The organism is Kitasatospora sp. NPDC050463 (assembly GCF_040655255.1).
Taxonomy (GTDB): domain Bacteria; phylum Actinomycetota; class Actinomycetes; order Streptomycetales; family Streptomycetaceae; genus Kitasatospora.
In genome coordinates this window covers 1-21,248 of the sequence record NZ_JBFAJO010000003.1, presented here as the reverse complement: position 1 = coordinate 21,248, position 21,248 = coordinate 1, and the positions used below count along the sequence as shown (strand labels likewise).

The following is a 21,248-nucleotide window of genomic DNA, read 5'->3' as shown; positions in this document are numbered from 1 at the left end:
GGTCGGGAAGCCTTCAGGCCGGCCCCCGCACGGGGGCCGGCGCGGCTGCGCGCCGCTCCAGGACCGCGAGTGCCTGCTCGCACCAGCGCTGGTTCTCGAGCTCGAACGACAGTCCGCGCATCAGCGTCAGATACGGCCCGATCCGCTCGGCCGTGGCGAGGTACTCGTCCTCGAAACGCCCGTCCAGCAGCCGCGCCCGCAGGCGTTCGTAGCGGGCAATCTTGGCCTGCGCCCACGTGAGACGTTCGAGCAGCGCCGCGCGCACGGCGTCCGGGTCGCCCGCGTCCACGGCCTGCACCTGGACGAGCAGCTCGTCCCGGATCGCGGACGGCCGCGGCGGCGAGGCCGTGAACGACCGCAGGGCGGTGCGGCCCGCCTCGGTGAGCGAGAACAGCCGCTTGTTCGGCCGCCGCTCCTGCTCGACGACCCGGGCGCTGATCAGCCCCTCGGCCTTCATCCGGTCCAGTTCCCGGTAGAGCTGCTGCGGTGTGGCCATCCAGAAGTTCGCCACCGACGCGTCGAACGCCTTCGTCAGGTCGTAGCCGGACGCTTCGCCCTCCAGGAGGGTCGACATGATCGCGTTGCGCAGGGCCATGCCGCCAGCCTAGCGAGCGTCCCGCAGATCGGCGACCAATGCGATTAATCAACAAGGCACGTATCTCTGAGACGAATCCCGGCATGCTCCTGGAGCGGGAACACCGTCCTGGTTGTACGAGAACGGGGCGGCCTGGTCGATGAGGGCCAGGGTGTCGCGTGTCGGTGAGGACGGTGCTGAGTAGCAGACGCTGCCGATCGCGCTCACGGTGGCAGCGGAGGCGGGAGCCGCGGAGACGTGGGCGGACGGGCCCGCGAGGAGAGTAGCGGCGACGGCGGTGGCGCCGAAGGCCGCGAATCGTTGGGTGAGACCCCATGCAGGAGGCCCTGTATGTCTCGAGGCTGGCACGCACCCTGGAGTCGGCCGGCCTGGTCGAGCACACCCGCGACCCCCGCGCCGTACAGCTCTCCCTATACCGAACAGGGCCAGGCCGTAACGCGCCAGGCCATTTAGGTGGTCCAGGATCTGCTCCAGCAGCTGCTGGAGCAGATCGGAGGCCTCGACGCCCCGCAGACGCGCGCGTTCACCGAGGAGCTGAGGACCCTGCTCGACGCACCTCTCGCTCCATCCGCACGGAACACCGAGAACAGCGCCGGATACTCTCCAGTGGAGGTTCCTTCCATGTCCGACTGGCGTGCACGCTCGACCCGGGCGAGCAGGCGTCCGTTCACCCGACCGACCGACCGACCCGACCGGCAACGGCACCCCCACCCGGCGCCCGAGCACTCGATGCCCCCCGGCCCGACCACCACGACGAGCCGTCGTCGATCCCGATCGAACGTTCGGTGCTCGACGCCGCGGTCTACCGGGACGGCCACCGGTCCCGGACGCCGTCCAGCCTCACGGAGGTCTACCGGCAACTGCCCGGCAAACCCGGCACCATGATCTGGATCGGTCTCTACCGCCCGGCCGAGGCCGGCAACGGCTGAATCTCACCCGTTGCCGGCCACAAGCCCACCGCGGCGCTGCGGTGTTCACCTGTCCTGTCTCGGCGCTGTGACGTACAGCGAATCGGAGCGGTCCGCAGGTGCCCTGATCCGCGGCGGTCGGTTCGGTGGTGGCGTCAGGTTGGTCGGCCTGGCTGCCAGGAGCAGGCCGTTGCTTCCGTCCGGGCGCCGGAGTCCTCACTCGTCGTAGTGGCCGTCGTCGCTGAACGCCCCGCCGAGCAGGGCGCCGCCCACCAGGCCGGCGGCGCCCGCGCCGAGCATCGCGCCGGCGCCGAAGCGGCGGCCTCCCTCCGGCCGTTCCTGTCCGGGGGCCTGGGGATAGCCCTGCTGCGGGTGGGCGTCCTGGTGGTAGGCCTGCTGCGGGTAGCCCGGCTGTACTGGCTGCGGGTACCCGTCGGTCTGCGGTGGGGTGTAGAACGGCGGCTGGGTGGTGCTGATGCGGTGGGCGCATCCGCCGCAGGTGTGGATCTGGCGGGGCACCCCCCACTGCGGGGACCACAGGACGGTGGTGGTGCCGGCGCCGTGCGAGGGGTCGAAGAAGCAGGTCATGAGTGAACTCCCTGGTGTTTCCTTGGTGATGACGATGGCTGTGGCAGGAACGGCCGGCACTGGCGGCGGTGCTGGTGCGGGCGGTGGCGCCGAGGGCTCTAGCACGTCCACGCCGAAGTCGGTGGCGATCCCGGCCAGCCCGGAGGCGTAACCCTGGCCGACGGCGCGGAACTTCCAGCCGCCGCCGTGCCGGTACAGCTCGCCGAAGAGCATGGCCGTCTCCGCCTCGCTGCCGGTGAGGTCGTACCGGACCACTTCGGTGGCGGTGACCGGGGTCGACGAGGCGGATGTGGGCGCTCGGGACCAGCGCGAAGGAATGGCGGCGCCAGCGGGCGTCGTAGATCGCGACGGCGAACACTATGCGCTGCACGGCGGGCGGTACGGCGGCCAGGTCGGCCTCGATCCGTTCCCGGTCCTCGGTGGTGGCGTCCGCCGGTTCGGCACCGAGATGGCGTACCGAACCGTCCGGGGTGCGCAGGTTGTTGAAGAAGACGAAGTGCTTTTCGGAGAGCACTCGCCCGGACGCGTCGCACAGCAGCGCACTGGCGTCGAGTTCCACACCGGGGGCCGTGGCGGTCCAGCCGACCCCGACCGTGACGGTGCCCAGCTCGGAGGCCGCCTCGGTCAGGGAGAGGTTGCCGCCCTTCGCCAGCCTCACACTCATCGACCATCCTCCGTTCCTGCACGGCCGTCCGTGGCTCCGCTGTCACTGACAGCCTGCCGATCCGGCCGGTCCGGTCGGAATCCCGCAACCGGCCGGGAGGGCCCCGCCGGTCGGCGGTGGGACCTGGCCGAAAGCAGGGGCCGGGAACCGGCTGCAGCCGGTTCGTCCTCGTCACCGGGGGGGCGGGCGATCGCGGTTCGCCACCGTCGGCCGTCGGCTGTCCGGATGCCCCGGCGGTGTTCGCTGCGCGGCGCGCCGTAGCGGGTGGGTCCTGGCAGACGATCTAGCCCTCACCGAGTTGACCGCCGACCCGGGATCGTGAGGACTGACCACGTGGCAGACCACTCAGCGCCGCCTACGACCGGCCGCCGCTCCAACGCTTCCTGGCGCGGCCCCACGTGGTGGTCGATGGGGTCTACGGGGCGGTTCTCGGGAGTTCGATGACCGCGGCCCTGAGCAAGGAGGTGCCCGACGACCGGCGGTACGACGCGACGTGGTTGCTGATCACCGCCGTGGTCACCGCAGCCGCCCACGGCTACGCGCACCTGATCGCGACCCGCGCCCAGCGGCGGATCGGTGCACGGGCCGCAGTCGCACCGTTGTGGACGAGTGGCCGCTCGCGGTCGGCGCGCTGCCGAGCGTGGTGCTCCTGCTCGGCGCGGGCCTCGGCTGGTGGCCGTCGCACGGGATCGAGTACGTCACCTTCGCGGTCAACATCGTGCTGCTCTTCGCGGCAGCCGCAGCGCCGGTAGACGCGTCCCCGGTCCCGGTCGCCGGAGGGATTCGGTGAGCAGCGCATGGTGATCGCCTCGAAGGATCGCGCGCGAGTCGTCCTTCTCTCAGTGTGCCTGCGCGGGGCGATCACCGTGCGACCACATACTCGCGAAAAGGGGCTGTGACCTGCGGATCTCCCTTGGTCGGGGCACAAGGGAGATCCGGCCGATCGATGAGTGTCAGCGGCCGATTCGGCTGGTGGGGGCAGGCGGTCAGATGAGCCGGTCGCTGTTGGCGGCGGCGGTTTCGCGGACCAGCTGGGCGAAGCGCTCGCGGCTTCGCTGCTGGTGCTGTTCGGCCTGTTCGTCGGTCCAGTCCTCGGCGTCAGCGGCGGTGTCGTTCTCGTAGTCGAGGTCGTCGTACTCGCTGTGGAGGAGCCGGCAGCCGTGGATGCCGGTAAGTGGCGGGAGGGGAAGCGGGGTTCTGCGACGGGCCAGGAGGTCTGCCCGCTCGACCCCTGCCTCGTCCGCGGGTCTATTGCGGCTCGCGGTGTTCGGGGTAGACCCCCGCTCGCTGGAAGCGGTCCTTGCGCATAGTCGAGTGAAATAGCGGCCTGTGTTGCAGTAGCACTGCAACACAGGCCGCCGCCGCGCCCGTCTTCCCGCTCATCCCGGGGCAGGACTCGTCCTGTCCTGGGATCTGCCGGTATCAAGCGAAGTGGTGCTCGCCTGCCATATCCGCGTCCACGGTGCCAGTGCTGGCGCCGACGCTGGCCGTACCCACCCGGCGCTCGAGTGCGCCGCCGGTGATCGCCTGGCCGGGCCACCCGTCCCAGACCGAGAAGGGCATGGCCGCGTCACCCGCGAGCAGCAGCGTGCCCTCGAGCAGGGTGGCACCCTCGGCGACCGAGCCCATCATCATGACCCGGGACTGAGCCCGCAGGCAGGCGCCCGCGCCGATCTCGATCGTGCCCATCGTCCACTCGCCGCGGGTGTTGAGGTGGGCTATCAGGACGGCCTGGTCGATGCAGGCGCCGTCGCCGATCGTGGTGAGGTCGGCCTCCTCCAACATCGGGTCGGCGCTGTTGGGGTACAGGCACACGCCGCGCCCGATCCGGGCTCCCAGGCAGCGGAAGAACCAGACTATGTAGGCGGAGCCTCCGAGGAAGTCCAGCAGGTCGCGTCCGCTGAACCAGTTGCCGGTCAGCGAGGAGATCACGGTGTGGATCTTCCAGCGCTGGCAGTACGAGTCCTGTGTCCAGAAGTGCTCGCCGCTGGTCCGCAGGCCGCCGATGATCCCGCGCTTCGTGGCCACCACGACGGCCGTAGCGCCGAGGGCGCTGACCAGGTGCAGCGGGATGTACAGCAGCAGCGTCAGGGCCAGCAGGACTGCGGTGTTGTGCAGGCTGCCGTGGGAGACCAGAAGCAGCTCCCAGGTGATCAGCAGCGCGCCGATCAGCGGGGCCGCCCGGTACAGCGCCGCCCAGACGGCGTTGGCGAGGTTGAACCCGATGTGGGCGGCCAGCGGCAAGACCCGGTACGGGGCCTGGTGGTGGTACATGGCCTGGGCGTACGGGCGCAGCGTGTCGGCCTCGGCCCGGCGCGGCGTCGCCGGTTCGAGCTCGATCGGCTGCAGGCGGCCGTCCTGGCCGATCCAGGTGGAGCCGGCCGGGGCGGTGAACCCGGCCGGGGCGTAGGTCCCGGAGCCAAGGACCGCGTTGCGCTCCACGACCACGCCGGGGGCCAGGACGCAGCGGTCGGCGACGTTGGCGCCCGCCTCGATCCGGATCGGGCGCGAGCCGTGCGCGTCCGTCATGAGGTAGGTCGAGCGGGAGCCGAACGTCACGTCGTCGCCGCATTCGAACAGGTCGTACTCGGTCATGATGTGGCCGGAGCCGGGCCAGTAGATGCGCTTGCCGACCTTGGCGCCGAGCAGCCGGAAGACGACGCTGATCGCCGCGAAGTTCGCGCCGAGGATCCGGCCGGCGCCGCCGAGGCTGCCGTCCGGGAGCAGTTTCCACATCAGCCAGCGCTCGAACTTCGGCCACGCCTTCGTGATGTCGTCGTCGGCCCGGAAGCGGCCGATCACGGTCCACTTCACGACGATGACGCCGGCCAGGTACAGGAACGGTGCGGTCACGGTCGAGACGGCCAGTACGGTGACGGACCGCAGGAGGTACTGCGGGGACATCATCCGCACGAGCAGGTCCACCGGGCCGTGCACGTGGACGCCGCGCGTGATCATGGTGGACATGAGCGCGTGGATGAGCATGATCATCGGGACCCAGGCCCCGACCGTCACGGCGCCCTTGATGAGCATGCCCAGGCCCTTGAGCCAGGACGGCGGGGAGTAGACCAGCGCGCGGGACAGCGCCCGGGTGCCCTGATTGAGTGAGCGCGGGTTCGTCGAGGTGCCCAGCGGCGCGAGCTCGGTGCCCGCCGGGACGTCCGCGCCGGGGACCACCGTGGAGCGGGTGCCGATCGAGCAGCCGGCGCCCAGGCGGATCGGCCGCAGGCTCATGGCCCCGCCCTCGAAACTGAAGGGGCGGATGATCGCGCCCTCGTCGACGACCGCGTCGTCGCCGATCGTGAGCAGGTCGAACTCGCCGAGGTCCGCGGTCTCCGCGATCCGCGTCCGGCGCCCGACCCGGGCCCCCATCAGCCGGTAGTACAGCGCGGTCAGCGGGTAAGAGAGCCCGAACACGCCCAGTCCGACGGTGCTCTGGATCTGGTGCGCGAGCCACCAGCGCAGGTAGGCCTGGCCCCACAGCGGCGCGGCACCCTGGCGGTAGCGACCCACCAGGACCCACTTGAGGCCGATCGCCACGATCGGGGCGACCAGCTTGCGGGCTGCGACGGCGGCCCCGAGGGCCGCGAACATCACCCACAGGCCGTTGAGTCCGAGGTCGCCGCGCAGGTACCACCAGAACATGATCCAGGCCGCGAACTGTCCCATCTGCAAAGCCGTCGGCAACAGCGCCAGCGGCGCCAGCTGGGTGAGCAGCGCCGCCACCGCCGTCTGCGGCTTCGGCGCCGGTCCGCAGGGCAGCGGCGCTGCCGGCCCGCTGGCGCCGTCGGTTTCGGCCCCGAGGTCCGCGACCCCGGCTCGGACAAGTGCCGCCAGGGCCCGCACACTCCGGTTGCGGAAGACGGCGGTCGGCGGCAGCGCTATGCCGTAGTGGGTGCGGAGCTCGGCGATGATCTGCACGGCGGTGAGCGAGGCCCCGCCCAGGTCGTCGAAGAAGTCGCTGTCGAGGTCGATCTCGCGGTCCGCGCCGAGGTGCGTCCGCCACTGTTCGAGCAGGTGCGCCTCGATCTCGTCACCCGCCCCGGCCTCGGGACGGTGGTTGGTGGCGGTCAGGGCCTGAAGCTGCTCGCGGTCCGGCTCGCCGTCGGCCAGCCGGGGGAACGCTTCGAGCACTGTCACCGCGCGTGGCAGCAGATAGTCGTGGACGACGCTCCGCAGCGTTTCCCGGAGGGCGTCGCCGTCGGGGACGGCTTTTCCGGGACATCCGACCGCCCCGGCTATTTCGACTGCGGCGCGCAGCACGCCGGAGTCCGGATCGCAGCTGACGTACACGTCCGTCGCGGCCGGCCAGGACGAGCGGATCGCGGCGACGAGCTCATCCGGCTCGATGACGACCGGCTCGGCCGGGATCGAGCCGGTGAGCGGGGCGCCGACCGGCGGGCAGATGGCTTCGTGGAGGCGTCGGCGCGCGGGCGTCCGTTCGTCGACCTGGTCGATCCCGAGCCGGCTGGCGAGCCGGAGGCGCAGGACCTTCCCGGTCGGGCCCTTGGGCAGGTCGTCCATGTAGACCAGGAGCATCGGCCACTTTGCCGGGGCCAGGTTCGCCGACAGGATTGGGGCCAAGCCGTCCAGGTCGACCCGCCGGTCGGCGTCCGGCACGACCACGCAGCCGGCTACCTCCCCCAGCACCGGGTGCGGGACCGCGAAGGCCAGCGCGGCGCGCACGTCCGGGTGCGCCACCACGACATCCTCGATCTCGGCCGGCGCGATCGTCTCTCCGCCGCGTTTGATGACGTCCTTGGCGCGGGCGACTATATAAAGGTATCCGTCCTCATCGAACCGGCCGATGTCGCCGGTGTCGAACCAGCCCGCCGGGACCGGCGGCTCGCCCGGCCCGGGCTCGTCCTGGACGATGCGCGCGAGCGGGACGCCGCTGATCATGATCCGGCCGTCGACACCGGTCGGGGCCTGGTTCCCCCACTCGTCGAGGATCAGCACCCGGGGGCCCAGGACCAGGCCGCTCGCGCCCTGGCGTTCCAGCCGGTAGTCCAGCGGCGGGATCGCGATCGGCATGCACTCGGTCATGCCGTAGCCGGGCAGGACGGCGGCCTGGAAGCGCTCGCGCAGCCGCGCGGCCGTGGAGGGTAGCAGGTCGCCGGCGGCGTTGCAGACGAATCGCAGCCGTGCCGTGGCCGTCCGCGCCTGGCCCTCGCGCAGGATGCCGTCGTGCATGGTGGGCGAGGCGTAGTACCAGGTGAAGCCCCCGCCGCCGACGAGTTCGTCCCAGAACGCCGCAGGGTCGAACCCGTCGGAGTAGACCATGGAGCTGCCCGCGAGCAAGGGGGCGAACAGGTTCCGCACGATGCCGCCGGCGTGGAACAGCGGCATCATGTTGAACCCGCGGTCCTCAGGGCCCAGTTCCAGCGCGGCGGCGATGCAGGACGCGCCGACGACCAGGTCGCGCAGCAGGATCGGCACCCGCTTCTTGCGGCCGGAGGTGCCGGAGGTGAACAGATCCAGCGCGACGTCGTCCGGACCGTTGGCCCGCCGCCTGGCATGCCGGGCGGCGGCGGGCAGGTCCGCCGCCGCAGCGGCCCGGCCGTCGACCGCCAGGGCGAACAGTCCGGCCGCCGACGGGTCGGGGCACAGATCCACGACGCTCACCCCGGCCGTCCGCGCCGCGCGCCGCAGGTGGTCGAAGTCCGTGCCGACCGGAACGATCAACGCCTTCGCCGCCGTCTCGGCCAGGTCCGTGGCGACCTCCCCTTCGGGGTTCCACGGGTTCATCGGCACGGCGGCGCAGCGCTTGCTGACCGCGAGCAGGCACACCGCGAGTTCGGGACCTTCAGGGATCGCGATCGCGCACCGATCCCCCGGGCGCAGCCCGAGGTCGTCGAACGGCCCGCCGCCGCCCAGGAAGTCGTGCAGCCGCGCGTAGGACAGTGGGCTGCGCCCGCGCGCGGACGGCGCCGCGACGGCGCACGCGCCGGGATCGGCGGGCAGCAGGTCCAGCAGCGATCCGAAGTCCAGCTCTCGCGCGACACGCTCTCCCATGACCTCCCCGCGTTTCCAGGCGGCGTTCCACTCCCGCAGTCGATGTCGCAGAGGATGAGCCGCGACGGATGGGTTGATCGTCATCACCGACCTCTTTCTGAAATGCAGGCGATCCCGTTAAGCGCCTGGCTTCCATGGACGTTGCTTCGCGCCACATCCCTCCGGTGTGGAGAGGTCGCAACTCAACGGCATGCCCGGACGGCGTTGCTCTGGCTGATCCCTGCTGCCGCCAGTTAACGCAACCAGGTAGTCCTGACCTGAGGCGTTGCCAGGGGGTAATCGCATAGACACGTAGGATGATGAACTGGGCAATAACTCCGGTCCGCGCTCAGCGCCTTCGCCGAGGACGTGCGCTACACACCGAGCGCGCCGGCTGCGCATGGCGCGTGCGAGCGGTGCTGCCGACCGTGCCCTGGAGCCCGGACAGGGACACCGCACCGGCTGGGGTGCGACGGCGGCGGCCAGGGCGGCCACGGCCAGGGCGCAAGCGGCAACTACCTTGTGGTATCGGAGCATTGGGGTCTCATTGGTGTGTGGGGGGTTGCCGGAACCCTAGCCCGGGACGGAGATGGTTGGGGACATGCCAAGGGGCTCCCGCTTCGACGTGATGTACGTGGCCGTAACACGGGGGACGTGGGGTCGTTCAGAGCGGTGGACCCGGATGGATGTCGAGCGGATCGGGGCCCGTCCGGCCCAGGGGAGGTCATCGCTCCGACGGTGGAGGAGTGCGGTGTCCTCCATGTCGCGCGGTCACTTCCTCCTGTTGTCGCAGCCATGCCGTATACACCGGGCTGTGAGCCACGGCTTCGGCGTGCACCGCCATGGCGTGACGGAGCAGCATGTCCGTGAGTCCGCGTGCCAGGGTGGGCGCATGCCAGAGGAGGAGGTGGCGCCAGCTCAACTCGGAGGCTGCCAGGGGAATCAGTTCCAGTCCGGGCGGCAGAAGGAAGGACGCCCTGCACAGAGCTGCGGCTCTCTTTGATCGGACGAGGTAGAGGCTTGACGCGGCATCGGTTTCGTAGACCGATCGGGGCAGGAAGCCCGCGCGCACGCAGGCGGCGGCGAGGCATTCGCGGCAGCAGCTCTCGCCGGACGGCAGCGCCCAGCGCTCGTCCACGAGTTGCCCGAGCTGCAACTCCCGCTCCCGCGCCAGCGGATGGTCCTCGGCGAGCAGGACGAACACCGGGTCGACGGCGATCTCCCGCCATGCCAGGCGTTCGTCGTCCATCGCCTTCCCGTGCCCGCAGCACCCGGTGAGCGCGAGGTCCAGTCGCCCGCCCACGATCCGATCCGCCAACTCCTCGACCGAAGTCGAGGATTGGGTGCTTGTCGCCAGGCCGGGCCGTGCCGCATCGAGCCCTTCCATCAATGGGCCGAGGAAGGGGCCGGGCGTCGTCCCCAGGCGTAGTGCGCCGTCCTCGCCCACCGTGTTCGCGAAGCGCAGCGCGTCCTCCTGGAGTTGGCGCATCGCCAGCAGCAGCACGCGGCTCCGTTCCAGGACCATGACGCCCAGCGGGGTCGGTTGAACGCCTTTCCGGCCCCGCTCGAAGAGGCGCCCGCCGACCGCGGCCTCGATTCTCTTCAGCTGGGTGGAAAGCGCTGATTGGGCAAGTCCCAAACGATCCGCTGCTTTGGTCACGCTTTCGGTGTCTGCGATGGCCCGGATTATCCTCAGATGACGAAACTCCAGTTCCATGGCGCAAACCTATCCCGTTATTTCAAGAGCCAATGGCCCATCGGTCATGCTCTGGGCGGACATGGCGGCCACCAGGGGCGTTGATGGAGATGATCGCGGCGGAAACGTGGAGGACGCCTACGCCGGGGTGACCTCCCCGTACTCGACTGCGTCAGTAAATTAGCGTCGACCGCGTCGCCGATGGTGAAATAGAATCGGAATCGGTGCGGCGTCAGGAATGCCGGGGTCGTTCGCAGAGTAAATAGGCCAGCTGGGGCGACGGGGCCGGTGCGGACATTCGGGTGCGGCGCGTCCGTGTTCGGGTGGTTCCCGGTTGGGTCGGGCGGGACGACGGAACATCGGGGCAGACCCTCAGGACTTCTTGGCGGTGGTGGCGGACGGGCCGGCGTGGTCGTCGAGGCGCCGGCACGTGGCGGGGTCGGGCGCGGGTTGGGCCTGGCAGCGGTACGCGCGGTCGGCGTTGTTGTCGCTGAGGTAGCGCCCGGAGCACTGGTCGTCGGCGGCCTTGGCGCAGTAGGCGAGCGCGTCGTAGCCGGTCGCCTGCCCGTCATCGACGGCGGCCGGCTGCGTGCTTTGCGCTGCCGACCGCCGTCGTGCCAGTCCGGTCTTGCGGCTCCTGCGGGCGGTGCCCCCGACGCTGGGCACGACGCGGACGCGCTCCGGCCGTTCGCCACCCGCCTTGCCCGCCGCCCCTACTTCGCCAGCCTGGTGGCAGTGTTGAGCAGGTACTCCAGTGGGCCGCGGCGGAAGAAGCGGGACCAGACCGCGGCGAAGACGATCGCCACCAGGATGTACGTGAGCACAGGCATCCAGGACTTCGCAGCACCGGCGGCGGAGGTGGGCCACGCGGACTGTGCGAGGAAGTGGCCCACATACGCCGTCAGAGACATGGTCCCCACGGCGATGACCGGCTTCGCCAGACGGCGCAGGCGCGGTAGGCGATCGATCAGTACCGTCGTGCCCACGATCACGAGGATCGCGACACCCACGCTGCCCAGGATGTCGAACGTGGTGCCAGTGTGCGGCCCGGCGCCCAGCAGGTCCGAGGCCGAGGACACGAGCTGCTTGCCGGACCCGCTGCCGCTGGTCCCCGCCTCGGAGCCGCTGGACGCCCCTCCCGTCGTCGCGAACACCGCGCTCGTGCCCGCCAGCAGCATGGAGATGCCGTAGGCGGCCACGGTGAGAGTGGCACCGAGCGCGGTCAGGCGGCGCTGAACGGCGACGGCGGACAGGTCGAGGCGGGCCAGCGCCATGCCGGCGATCACGAACGGCATCCACGTGATGGCCGGGTAGAGGCCCGTGAGCAGCAGATCCATCACGCCCACGTTGTTGAGCGCCTTGAGCGGGTCGTGGGCGTTGATGCTCTGGACGGACTCGCCCATCGACGCTTTCAGGACGAACGCCAGCTGCGGCGTGACGAGCGCGAGCCCTGCCGCGGTGATCGCCAGTGTCCTGGCGGACAGCCGTAGCAGCGGCAGGGCGAGGAGGAAGTAGACGCCGTAGAAGCCGAGGATGATGACGTCGCCGTGCTCGATCGCCAGCACGCTGCCCAGCGCCAGCAGGATGACGGCGCGGATCGCGATCCGGATCTTCGCCTGCCGGCCGGCCAGTCCAGTCTTCGGCACCCGGCGACCGGCGATCAGCATCAGCGAGAACCCGGCGAGGGTGGCGAACAGGACCGACGAGTGGCCGTCCGCCAGGAACCGGACCCAGGTGCCGACTCCGGTCGTGGCGTCCAGCGGCGGGCCGATGTGCACGACGTACATGCCGAACACGGCCAGGGCGCGGGCCAGGTCCACGCCGACCAGCCGCGCGGTGGACGCGGGCTTCGCCGACGCAGCGGGGTCGGGCCCGGCAGGGGCGTTCGACGGTGGTGACGTCTGCGTGGGATCCGTGGGTGTCATGGGCGCCAATCTCGCCGTCCGCGGCCGTGCGAACCATCCGGCGGGCTTCCGGGCCGCCCCCGCCGGTCGGCCGGACCGCCCCCGCCGAACGCCTGCCGCAGCATCGCCCGGCGGCACCACGGCCACGGAAGACCTCCCGGTAACCAGCCACCTGGGCGGCCGCCGGGGACGGCCGCCGCTGCTCCCGCCGACCAGCGGAGAAGCGGCGGCCATCCGGCGGGGTACCCCCGGCTTCCCGCCGGATGGGATCGGGAACGGCCCGCCTACAGGGTGGGAACGTGTCTGCGAACCCACTCTCCCGAACCGCCCGGCCCACCGGCAGGCTGCGGCAGCGCGCCGCCGCCTCGACGGTCTGGTACCTGCGGCTGGTCGCGCTGCTCAACCTGGTGGCAGTGCTTGCCGCGCCCTTCCGCGACCAGGTGGAGGCGCACAACGACGGCGAGTACTTCACCCCCTACCTGATGACCGCCGGGCTGACGTCGGCGGTGCTCTCGCTGCTGCTCGCGGTGGCGATGCGCCGCCGCAAGCGGGCCGCGTGGATCTTCAACACCGGGCTGTCCGGCCTGTTCCTGCTGCTGTACGCCGCCGGTCTGGCGCTGCCGGGCGAGCGGTTCGGGGCCCACGCCTTCAACTACCTGTCCACGGCCCTGACCGGCGCGTTCTTCCTGGCCCTGCTGATCGGCCGCCGGGAGTTCACCGCCAAGGGCGACCGCTCCAACCCGAGGGCGGCCGTGGCGGCGTTCGGCGGCGGACTGCTCGCGGGCGGCACGATCGGCGCGCTGCTGGTCCAGGTCACCAACGAGTTGAGCGGTGCCGGCTTCGCCGACCGCTTCGGCTACGCGGTCGCCGGCATGGTCACCGTCGAGCCCTCCTCGCACGCGGTCGACGTGATCTCCCTTCCCGCCTGGTCGGACGCTGCGATCAACGTGATGGGCGCGGTGCTGTTCCTCGCCGTGGTGTACGTGGCCTTCCGCAGCCCGCGTGGGGAGGTACTGCTCAGCGACGAGGACGAGGCGAAGCTGCGCGGCCTGCTGGACAAGCAGGGCGAGCGGGACTCGCTGGGCTACTTCGCGCTGCGTCGCGACAAGGCGGTCATCTTCTCCCCGAGCGGGAAGGCGGCGGTGACGTACCGGGTGGTCGGCGGGGTCTCGCTGGCCTCGGGCGACCCGATCGGGGATCCGGAGGCGTGGCCGGGTGCGATCGAGGCGTGGCTGTCGGAGGCTCGAGAGCACGCGTGGGTGCCGGCGGTGATGGGGGCGTCGGAGGAGGCCGGGGTGATCTATGCCCGGCACGGTCTGGACGCGTTGGAGCTGGGTGACGAGGCGATCGTCGAGTTGGACGAATTCTCGTTGGACGGCCGCGCGATGCGGGTGGTGCGGCAGGCGTACAACCGGGTCAAGCGGGCCGGGTACACGGTGCGTATCCGCCGTCACGAGGACATCTCCGAGGAGGAGATGGCGCGGCTGGTGGCCAAGGCCGACGAGTGGCGCGACGGGGCGACCGAGCGCGGCTTCTCGATGGCGCTGGGCCGGCTCGGGGACCCGGGCGACGGGCGCTGCGTGATGCTGGAGTGCCACGACGGCGGGAGCGAGCTCCAGGCGCTGCTGAGCTTCGTCCCGTGGGGTCCGGACGGGCTCTCGCTGGACCTGATGCGCCGGGCGAGGGACACCGAGAACGGCCTGATGGAGTTCATGGTGATCGAGTTGCTGCAGCGTGCCGAGGAGGTGGGGCTCAAGCGGGTCTCGCTGAACTTCGCGATGTTCCGCTCGGTGTTCGAGCGTGGTTCGCGCCTGGGCGCCGGGCCGGTGCTGCGGCTGTGGCGCTCGGTTCTGGGCTTCTTCTCGCGCTGGTGGCAGATCGAGTCGCTGTACCGGGCGAACGCCAAGTACCGGCCGATCTGGGAGCCGCGCTACCTGCTGTTCGAGAAGAGCAGCGAGATCCCGCGGATCGGCATCGCCAGCGCCCGCGCCGAGGGCTTCCTGACAGCGCCCGCACTGCCGGGGCCCCGGCGCTCCCGACTCCGTGAGAAGTCGGGAACGCCGAGGCCCGCGGCGCCGCGTCCGGGGGTGCTTCCGACCGGCGTCGAAGCAACGCGACGCCCCAACTCTGACTGCCCGCCGGGAGCCGGCCAACCCGCCGGTCGGCCGTAGCCACCTGCCGGTCGGCGCCCGGAACCCGGCCGACCGGCCCCGTCCCACCCCTCCAACGAAGGGAGTCCCTGGTGATAGCCGGACTTCTCGTCGCCGCTGCCGCGTCCGCCTGTTACGGCACCGGCTCCGTCCTCCAGGCGGTCGGTTCCCGTCGCGCCGCCCGCGAGGCCGCCGCCGGAGCCGACGCAGCACAGCTCACCGAACACGGCGGCCCCACCCTGTCCTCCACCGGCCGCGCGGCGCGCACCTGGGAGTTCATCCTGGGCACCGCCCTAGACGTCGTCGGCTTCGCACTCGGCGCGCTGGCCGCCCGGATGCTGCCGCTCTTCCTCTCCCAGACCGTCATCAGCGCCAACCTGGTCGTCACCGCCGTGCTCTCCATCAGGCTGCTCGGCACTCGCCTGCGACGTCCCGAATGGGCCTCGATCGCCGTGCTCTGCGCGGCCCTGGTCCTGCTCGCCGTGGCCTCCGGACCGCAGGGCGGCCACCACGCCGGGCCGGCCTTCCACTGGTGGCTGCTGATCGCCACCAGCGTGGTGATCGTCGGCGGGAGCCTGCTGGTGCGCCGGATGGGCTCGCGCGGCGCGATCGTCGCGGGCCTGCTCTCCGGCCTCGGGTTCGGCGCGCTCGGCATCGGCGTGCGCGTCCTGAACGGCGTCGACACGCTCGACCTGGGCCGCATGCTCACCGACCCGGCCCTGTACGCCGTGCTCATCGGCGGCATCGGCGGGATGTACGTGCACACCGTGGCCCTGCAGATCGGCTCGGTCAACGGCGCCACCGCCGCCCTGGTGATCGGTGAGACCGTCGTCCCCGGCGCGGCCGGCGTGCTGTGGCTCGGCGATGCCTCCCGCAGCGGACTGGGCTGGCTCGCCGTCGGCGGCTTCGTCATCGCCGTCGCCGCGGCCGTCGCGGTTGCCCACTTCGGCCAGGAGGAGGGAGCCGCCGAAGCGGCTCCCCACGACCGGGAGCCGGTCGGGGTCTGAGCGGAATCCACGTCGCCGACCGCGCGGCGGGTGGAGTCCGAGGTCTTGGAAGAGATCGTCAGGTACTACCGTTCGTGATCGCGGTCCCAGTGGCGCTCCGTGGCTCTGGCGCGAAAGTGATCCATAGCCAGTCTTCATTCGTTGGCGAGATTCCGGAGCCGGCCAGCCGGCCGGCCGACCGCTTGGCCGGGGTGGGCTGTTGTCTCAGTCGAGGTGCAGGGGCGACGCGTCGGTGATCGGTTCGGTGGCCGCCGACCACGAAGGTCCTGAGCAAGTGGACGGCGGTTGAGGCGTCCTGCCCTCAACGGCGCTGCTGCTGTGGATGGTTGGGCAAGGTCGAGTGGATCACGATTTGGCAACGGCGAGCGCTTCCTCTTGTCGAGTCAATTGTGAGCGTTAACACTCTCATCCGGAGCGAAACAGCGGTGTCACCTCCGGTTCACACGAGCCACCTGGAAGGGGCGCCGCCCGACCGCTCACGAAGCCGGGCTGCGCACTCCCGCCGTCACCACGCCGACACGTGCCGCACTCGGAAAGGGGCAGGTCAGTCGGGTGGCCTTGTCCCTTCTGGGTTGTGCAGGACTGACCGTGTCCCGCCGCACCGAGACCGAGCCCGTCCGCCACCCCAGTTCCTCCCTTCGCCCTGGTGCATGCACAGAACGATCAGGAGATGTCCATGTCCGCGCTTCGCGCCCGGCTGTCGGTGATACTGCTCGCCGTCTGCCTCCTCCTCACAGGCCAAGCCCTGTCCACGGCCCAGTGGGCGGCCGCCGCCGATCCCGGCTATCTGATGGTGCACTTCACCGGCGATTCCGCGACCGGTCAGATGCTGTACCTCGCGCACAGCACGGACGGCCTGCACTGGAACGACCTCAACGGCGGGGCACCGGTCCTCAACTCCATGATCGGCACGAAGGGGGTGCGCGACCCCGCACTGGTGCGCTCTCCCGACGGCAGCAAGTACTGGATCGTCGCGACCGACCTGTGCATCCGCTGCGGCTCGACGTACCAGAACGGCAGCCCCAACTTCGTGGTGTGGGAGTCGACGGACCTGGTGACGTGGTCGAATCCGTGGCTGCTCGGCGCCGCCGGGCTGATCCCCGGCGGGCACAACGCGTGGGCGCCGGAGGCGATCTGGAACCCCGAGACCAACGACTACGTCCTGTACTGGGCGACGAACGCCACGGTGAACGGCATCTTCAAGTACCGCATCTACTCCGCCCGCACCACGGACTTCCGCACCATCACCACCCCGCAGATCTGGATCGACCCGCCCGGCACCACGCCGGTCGTCGACACCCAGATGACCGAGGTGCCCGCCGGCACCGGCCCCTACCGTTACCTGAGGGTCTCCGGCGACGGCCAGAACAACGTCGAGGGCAGCAACTCGATCCTGGGGACGTGGACCAACCTCGGCAACCTCTCCAGCATCGGTCTCACCGGCAACGTGGTCGAAGGCCCGGTCTGGATGAAGTTCAGGGACCGCAAGGAGTGGGCCCTCTACATCGACTACAACAACCCCCAGGGCGTCCGCGAGTACCGGCCGATCCTGACGACCAACCCGTTCGACGTCAGCACCTACCGGCTCCAGCCGACGACCAGCTACGACATGGGCGGCACCGCCAAGCGGCACGGTGCCATCACGACCCTGACGGCGGCCGAGGAGAGCCGGGTGCTCTCCCGCTGGCCCAACACCCCGGCCCAGCGGCTCCAGTCCTTCAACTTCCAGGACCGGTACGTCCGTCAGAGCAACTTCGACGTGCGGATCGACGCGAACGTCAGCCCGCTGGACGATTCCCGGTTCCGGCTGCGGCCGGGTCTTGCGGGCACCGGAACGGTCTCCTTCGAGTCGGTGAACTTCCCCGGCTACTTCCTGCGCCACGCGAACTACGACTTCCAGCTCGTCCGCAACGACGGCAGCGCCCAGTTCGCCGCGGACGCCACCTTCAACAAGGTCGCCGGCCTCGCCGACCCCACCTGGTCGTCGTTCCAGTCCTACAACCACCCTGACCGCTACATCCGGCACTACGCCTACGAGTTGAAGCTCGACCCGATCACCACCACGACCGGCCGCGCTGACGCCACCTTCCGCGTGACCAGCTGAACCGCATCGCCGGAAGTGCCGGCGCCGGCGCGGATACGTCACCCCAACCCGCCACGTCCGCACGGCCGAACAGCATGGATGTGTCCGCTCACCCTCATGCCCCCGCCTGATGAAGGAGTCCTTCGTGATCAAGCGACCGTGGATACGCAGTGCCAGGCGCGCGCTGCTCGCGGCCGGTGCCACCGCCGCGCTCGCCGCCGGCCTGCTCACCGCCACAGCCACCACCTCGCAGGCCGCCACCCAGGGACCGTGCGACATCTACGCCGCGGGCAGCACCCCCTGTGTCGCCGCGCACAGCACCACCCGCGCCCTGTACGGGGCGTACAACGGCCCGCTCTACCAGGTCAAGCGTGCTTCCGACAACGCGACCAAGGACATCGGCCTGCTGAGCGCGGGCGGATACGCCGACGCCGCGCAGCAGGACTCCTTCTGCGTGAACACCAGCTGTGTCGTCACCGTCATCTACGACCAGTCGCCCAAGGGCAACAACCTCACCCAGGCGCTCAAGGGCCACTGGCCCGGTCCGGCCGAGAACGGGAACGACAACCTGGCCAACGCCTTCGAGGCGCCGGTCACGGTCGGCGGCCACAAGGCGTACGGCGTCTACGTGGCCCCCGGGACCGGCTACCGGAACAACAACACCAACGGCATCGCCACCGGTGACCAGCCCGAGGGCATGTACGCCATCTTCGACGGCACGCACTACAACGCCGGCTGCTGCTTCGACTACGGAAACGCCGAGACGACCGGCAACGACGACGGCAACGGCACCATGGAGGCCATCTACTTCGGCAACAGCACAGGCTGGGGCTCCGGTAGCGGCACCGGCCCCTGGATCATGGCCGACCTGGAGAACGGACTGTTCTCCGGGGTCAACCGCGGCGTGAACGCGGGCGACCCGACCATCAACCACCGGTTCACGACCGCCATCGTCAAGGGCGGCCCGAACCGCTGGGCCATCCGCGGCGGCAACGCCCAGTCGGGCGGCCTGTCCACCTTCTACGACGGCGTGCGCCCCAACGCCACCGGCTACAACCCGATGAAGAAGCAGGGCGCGATCATCCTCGGCATCGGCGGCGACAACAGCAACACCGGCCAAGGCACCTTCTACGAAGGCGTCATGACCCAGGGCTACCCCTCGGACGCCACCGAGAACGCCGTCCAGGCCAACATCACCGCCGCCGGCTACACCAGCGGCTCGACCAGCACCGGAGCCCTCACCCCCGGCTCCCGGATCTCCCTGCAGGCCACCACCGCGCCCTGCTGCACCTCCCACTACCTGCGCCACAACAGCGCCGACACCAAGGTCGTCATCTCCGGCATCAACTCCGCCAGCTCGGCCACCGACAAGGCCAATGCCACCTGGATCGTCCGCGCCGGACTGGCCAACACCTCCTGCCTGTCCTTCGAGTCCGCCGACAAGCCCGGCCAGTTCCTGCGCCACTCCAACTACCAGCTCTACCTGAACACGGACAGCGGCGGCAGCTCGTTCGCGAAGGACGCCACCTTCTGCCCCACCGCGGGCAACAGCGGCGTTGGCACCTCCTTCCAGTCCTCCAACTCCCCGGCCAAGTACATCCGCCACTACGGCTACACGGCCTACATCGCCGGAAACGGCGGCACCAACGCCTGGGACAACACCAAGTCGTGGGCCCAGGACACCAGTTGGCTCACCGCGGCTCCCTGGAGCTGACGAGGGACCGAACCCGTGGGCGGCTCCGGGTCGGGGCCGCCCACGGGTTCTCCATCCGCCCGCACCTTCCTACGCCCCGGAGGCACCAGATGAGCGCACCACCCCTCCCGTCGCGCCGGCTCTTCCTCGGCATGGCCGCGGCCGTTCCGCTGGCCACCACCGGCGTGCTGACCCTCGGCAGCCGGTCCGCGAGCGCCGCGACGACCTCCCCGTTCGTCATGGCCTACTTCACCCAGTCGCCGAGAAACCTCGGCACGGACTACGGCCTGCACCTCGCCGTCAGTACCGACGGGCTGCAGTGGATGCCGCTGAACCAGAACAACCCCGTCGTGACGCCGACCGGGGGCGACGGCGGTCTGCGTGACCCCGTCATCCTGCCCAAGCAGGACGGCACCTACGTCGTCATGGCGACCAACCTGAAGGGCACCGACTGGACCAAGAAGAGCCCGTACATCCACGTCTGGGACTCCGCCGACCTGCGCTCCTTCGACAACTACCGCCTGCTGAAACTGCACGACATGGCCACCCACACCTGGGCGCCCGACGCCTTCTGGGACCCCTCCCGCGGCCAGTACGCCATCATCTACTCGGCCGTCAACAGCAGCGGCCACAACGTGATCATGGTCAACTACACCACGGACTTCCAGACCGTGACGTCGCCGCAGGTCTTCTTCGACCCCGGATACGACATCATCGACGGCACCCTGACGAAGGACGTGAACGGCGTCAACTACCTGTACTACAAAGGCCACAACAGCCTCACGGGTGCGAAGTCCACCTCCCTCGCTCCCGGCAGCTTCACCCAGTTCACCTCGGGCCTGGCGCCCCAGGGAGGCATCGAGGGCCCGATCCTCGCCGAGGCCTCCGGCACCTGGTACCTGTGGGGCGACGCCAACGCGCTCTTCTACACCTGGCAGACCAACGACCTCTCCACCGGCACCTGGACCGCCACCGACCGGCGCCTCTACACCCAGCCGCTGAACTCCAAGCACGCCGACATCAAGCCGATCCCCCAGACGGTGTACGACAACCTGGTCGCCACATGGGGAAGGCCTGCCTGGAACCGGCTGAAGTCTTACAACTACCCGGACAGATACTGGCGGCAGGCCGACTCCCTCGGCCGCATCGACCCGTACCCGTTCGACCCCTACACCGACTCGCAGTGGAAGCTGGTGCCAGGGCTGGCCGACTCCTCCGGCATCTCCTTCCAGTCCCTCACGCAGCCGACCCGCTATCTACGGCACTCCAACTACCAGCTGCGACTGGACGCCAACGACGGCACCACGAGATTCGCCCAGGACGCCACCTTCCACCGGACCGCCGGGCTCGCCGACCCGTCCTGGTCGTCGTTCCGCTCCCACAGCCACCCCGACCGCTACATCCGGCACTTCAACTACGGGCTGCGCATCGACCCGATCTCCACTGTCACCGGCCGAGCCGACGCCACGTTCTCCGTCTGGTACTGAGGCCACGCGCCCGCTCCGAGTGCCGGATTGGTGGTTCGGGGGATGTCGATCGTCCGGGAGGCCTGCCCGAGGATTCCGCCGACCAGGCTCGTCGGCACACTCCGCGCGCTCGCCGACGACACCCGCCTGCGCGCTCTGCGGCTGCTCGCCGAACGCCCCAGCAGCACGCAGGAGTTGGCCCCGCTCGTCGGCGTGAGCGAGGCCGCCCTGTCCAAACACCTGCGGGTGCTGGCGGACGCGGGCCTGCTGGAGCGCCGCCGTGAGGGCTATTACGTCCTGTCCCGGCTCACGCCCGGGCAGGTGGCCGGCCTGACCCCCAGCCTGGAGAGCTTCCTGCACGGCGACGGCGAAACGACTGATTCGCCATCCGCCTAATAAGTGGATCCCGTACAGCGCCTTGAAGGTCGCCCGCGCGGGCAGCGGCGGGGTGTCCGCGCCGGACGGCTCGGATGCGGTGTTCACGGTGTTCCTCTCGGCCG

Annotated in this window: 14 protein-coding genes and 3 pseudogenes; 9 read left to right on the top strand and 8 right to left on the bottom strand. The window is 70.3% G+C overall.

Annotation, left to right across the window (positions count from 1 at the left end):
* Positions 1-13: 13 nt before the first annotated feature.
* Positions 14-595, bottom strand: a complete 582-nt coding sequence (locus AB0J08_RS02850; protein WP_360625817.1) for a PadR family transcriptional regulator — start codon at positions 593-595, stop codon at positions 14-16.
* 320 nt (positions 596-915) lie between these two features.
* On the opposite strand from AB0J08_RS02850, the pseudogene AB0J08_RS02845 reads away from it, so the two are divergent.
* Both AB0J08_RS02845 and AB0J08_RS02840 read left to right on the top strand, forming a co-directional pair.
* A pseudogene (locus tag AB0J08_RS02845) lies at positions 916-1,165 on the top strand (MarR family transcriptional regulator); the annotation flags it as partial.
* Positions 1,166-1,380: 215 nt separating this feature from the next.
* Positions 1,381-1,524, top strand: coding sequence for a hypothetical protein (locus tag AB0J08_RS02840; RefSeq protein ID WP_360626412.1), 144 nt, complete (start codon positions 1,381-1,383; stop codon positions 1,522-1,524).
* Between the two features lie 195 nt (positions 1,525-1,719).
* Here AB0J08_RS02840 and AB0J08_RS02835 read toward each other — a convergent pair whose 3' ends face one another.
* Together AB0J08_RS02835 and AB0J08_RS02830 are read right to left on the bottom strand one after the other, a co-directional pair.
* Positions 1,720-2,346, bottom strand: coding sequence for a TerD family protein (locus tag AB0J08_RS02835; protein ID WP_360625814.1), 627 nt, complete (start codon positions 2,344-2,346; stop codon positions 1,720-1,722).
* Positions 2,347-2,422: 76 nt separating this feature from the next.
* Positions 2,423-2,755: pseudogene (locus AB0J08_RS02830) on the bottom strand (TerD family protein); the annotation flags it as partial.
* 601 nt (positions 2,756-3,356) lie between these two features.
* On the opposite strand from AB0J08_RS02830, the gene AB0J08_RS02825 reads away from it, so the two are divergent.
* Positions 3,357-3,545: a hypothetical protein gene (locus tag AB0J08_RS02825; protein WP_360625811.1), complete on the top strand. Its 189-nt coding sequence runs from the start codon at positions 3,357-3,359 to the stop codon at positions 3,543-3,545.
* 196 nt (positions 3,546-3,741) lie between these two features.
* Here the strand turns inward: AB0J08_RS02825 and AB0J08_RS02820 are convergent, their stop codons facing one another.
* The 5 genes from AB0J08_RS02820 to AB0J08_RS02800 all read right to left on the bottom strand — a co-directional run bounded on the left by AB0J08_RS02820 (position 3,742) and on the right by AB0J08_RS02800 (position 12,370).
* A complete protein-coding gene (locus AB0J08_RS02820; protein WP_360625808.1) occupies positions 3,742-4,107 on the bottom strand; it encodes a hypothetical protein in 366 nt (121 codons plus the stop codon).
* 70 nt (positions 4,108-4,177) lie between these two features.
* Positions 4,178-8,770: an AMP-binding protein gene (locus tag AB0J08_RS02815; RefSeq protein ID WP_360625806.1), complete on the bottom strand. Its 4,593-nt coding sequence runs from the start codon at positions 8,768-8,770 to the stop codon at positions 4,178-4,180.
* Between the two features lie 703 nt (positions 8,771-9,473).
* Positions 9,474-10,466, bottom strand: a complete 993-nt coding sequence (locus AB0J08_RS02810) for a LysR family transcriptional regulator (RefSeq protein ID WP_360625803.1) — start codon at positions 10,464-10,466, stop codon at positions 9,474-9,476.
* A gap of 351 nt (positions 10,467-10,817) precedes the next feature.
* On the bottom strand, positions 10,818-11,111 hold the full coding sequence (locus AB0J08_RS02805; protein WP_360625800.1) for a hypothetical protein: 294 nt from the start codon (positions 11,109-11,111) through the stop codon (positions 10,818-10,820).
* Positions 11,112-11,158: 47 nt separating this feature from the next.
* Positions 11,159-12,370, bottom strand: coding sequence for a DUF418 domain-containing protein (locus tag AB0J08_RS02800; protein WP_360625797.1), 1,212 nt, complete (start codon positions 12,368-12,370; stop codon positions 11,159-11,161).
* Between the two features lie 242 nt (positions 12,371-12,612).
* Between AB0J08_RS02800 and AB0J08_RS02795 the strand changes: the two genes are divergently transcribed.
* The 6 genes and pseudogenes from AB0J08_RS02795 to AB0J08_RS02770 form a co-directional block, all read left to right on the top strand.
* Positions 12,613-14,520: a phosphatidylglycerol lysyltransferase domain-containing protein gene (locus AB0J08_RS02795; RefSeq protein WP_360625794.1), complete on the top strand. Its 1,908-nt coding sequence runs from the start codon at positions 12,613-12,615 to the stop codon at positions 14,518-14,520.
* Between the two features lie 71 nt (positions 14,521-14,591).
* The gene (locus AB0J08_RS02790; RefSeq protein ID WP_360625791.1) at positions 14,592-15,506 is read left to right on the top strand and encodes a hypothetical protein; all 915 of its coding nucleotides are present in this window, start codon (positions 14,592-14,594) and stop codon (positions 15,504-15,506) included.
* A gap of 676 nt (positions 15,507-16,182) precedes the next feature.
* Positions 16,183-17,610 carry a glycoside hydrolase family 43 protein gene (locus AB0J08_RS02785; protein ID WP_360625788.1) on the top strand — a complete coding sequence of 476 codons (1,428 nt, stop codon included), beginning with the start codon at positions 16,183-16,185 and terminating at the stop codon, positions 17,608-17,610.
* A gap of 124 nt (positions 17,611-17,734) precedes the next feature.
* Positions 17,735-19,303, top strand: coding sequence for an alpha-L-arabinofuranosidase B (locus tag AB0J08_RS02780; RefSeq protein ID WP_360625785.1), 1,569 nt, complete (start codon positions 17,735-17,737; stop codon positions 19,301-19,303).
* 89 nt (positions 19,304-19,392) lie between these two features.
* Entirely contained in the window at positions 19,393-20,769 is a 1,377-nt protein-coding gene (locus AB0J08_RS02775) for a glycoside hydrolase family 43 protein (protein ID WP_360625782.1), read from the top strand.
* A 45-nt stretch (positions 20,770-20,814) separates the two neighbouring features.
* A pseudogene (locus AB0J08_RS02770) lies at positions 20,815-21,144 on the top strand (metalloregulator ArsR/SmtB family transcription factor); the annotation flags it as partial.
* Positions 21,145-21,248: the final 104 nt, after the last annotated feature.

What these genes read in the sequence shown, in the direction of transcription:
- AB0J08_RS02850 (WP_360625817.1), bottom strand. Translation starts at nt 595, where the DNA reads ATGGCCCTGCGCAACGCGATCATGTCGACCCTCCTGGAGGGCGAAGCG.
- AB0J08_RS02815 (WP_360625806.1), bottom strand. Translation starts at nt 8,770, where the DNA reads ATGGGAGAGCGTGTCGCGCGAGAGCTGGACTTCGGATCGCTGCTGGAC.
- AB0J08_RS02810 (WP_360625803.1), bottom strand. Translation starts at nt 10,466, where the DNA reads ATGGAACTGGAGTTTCGTCATCTGAGGATAATCCGGGCCATCGCAGAC.
- AB0J08_RS02800 (WP_360625797.1), bottom strand. Translation starts at nt 12,370, where the DNA reads ATGACACCCACGGATCCCACGCAGACGTCACCACCGTCGAACGCCCCT.
- AB0J08_RS02795 (WP_360625794.1), top strand. Translation starts at nt 12,613, where the DNA reads ATGGGATCGGGAACGGCCCGCCTACAGGGTGGGAACGTGTCTGCGAAC.
- AB0J08_RS02785 (WP_360625788.1), top strand. Translation starts at nt 16,183, where the DNA reads ATGTCCGCGCTTCGCGCCCGGCTGTCGGTGATACTGCTCGCCGTCTGC.
- AB0J08_RS02775 (WP_360625782.1), top strand. Translation starts at nt 19,393, where the DNA reads ATGAGCGCACCACCCCTCCCGTCGCGCCGGCTCTTCCTCGGCATGGCC.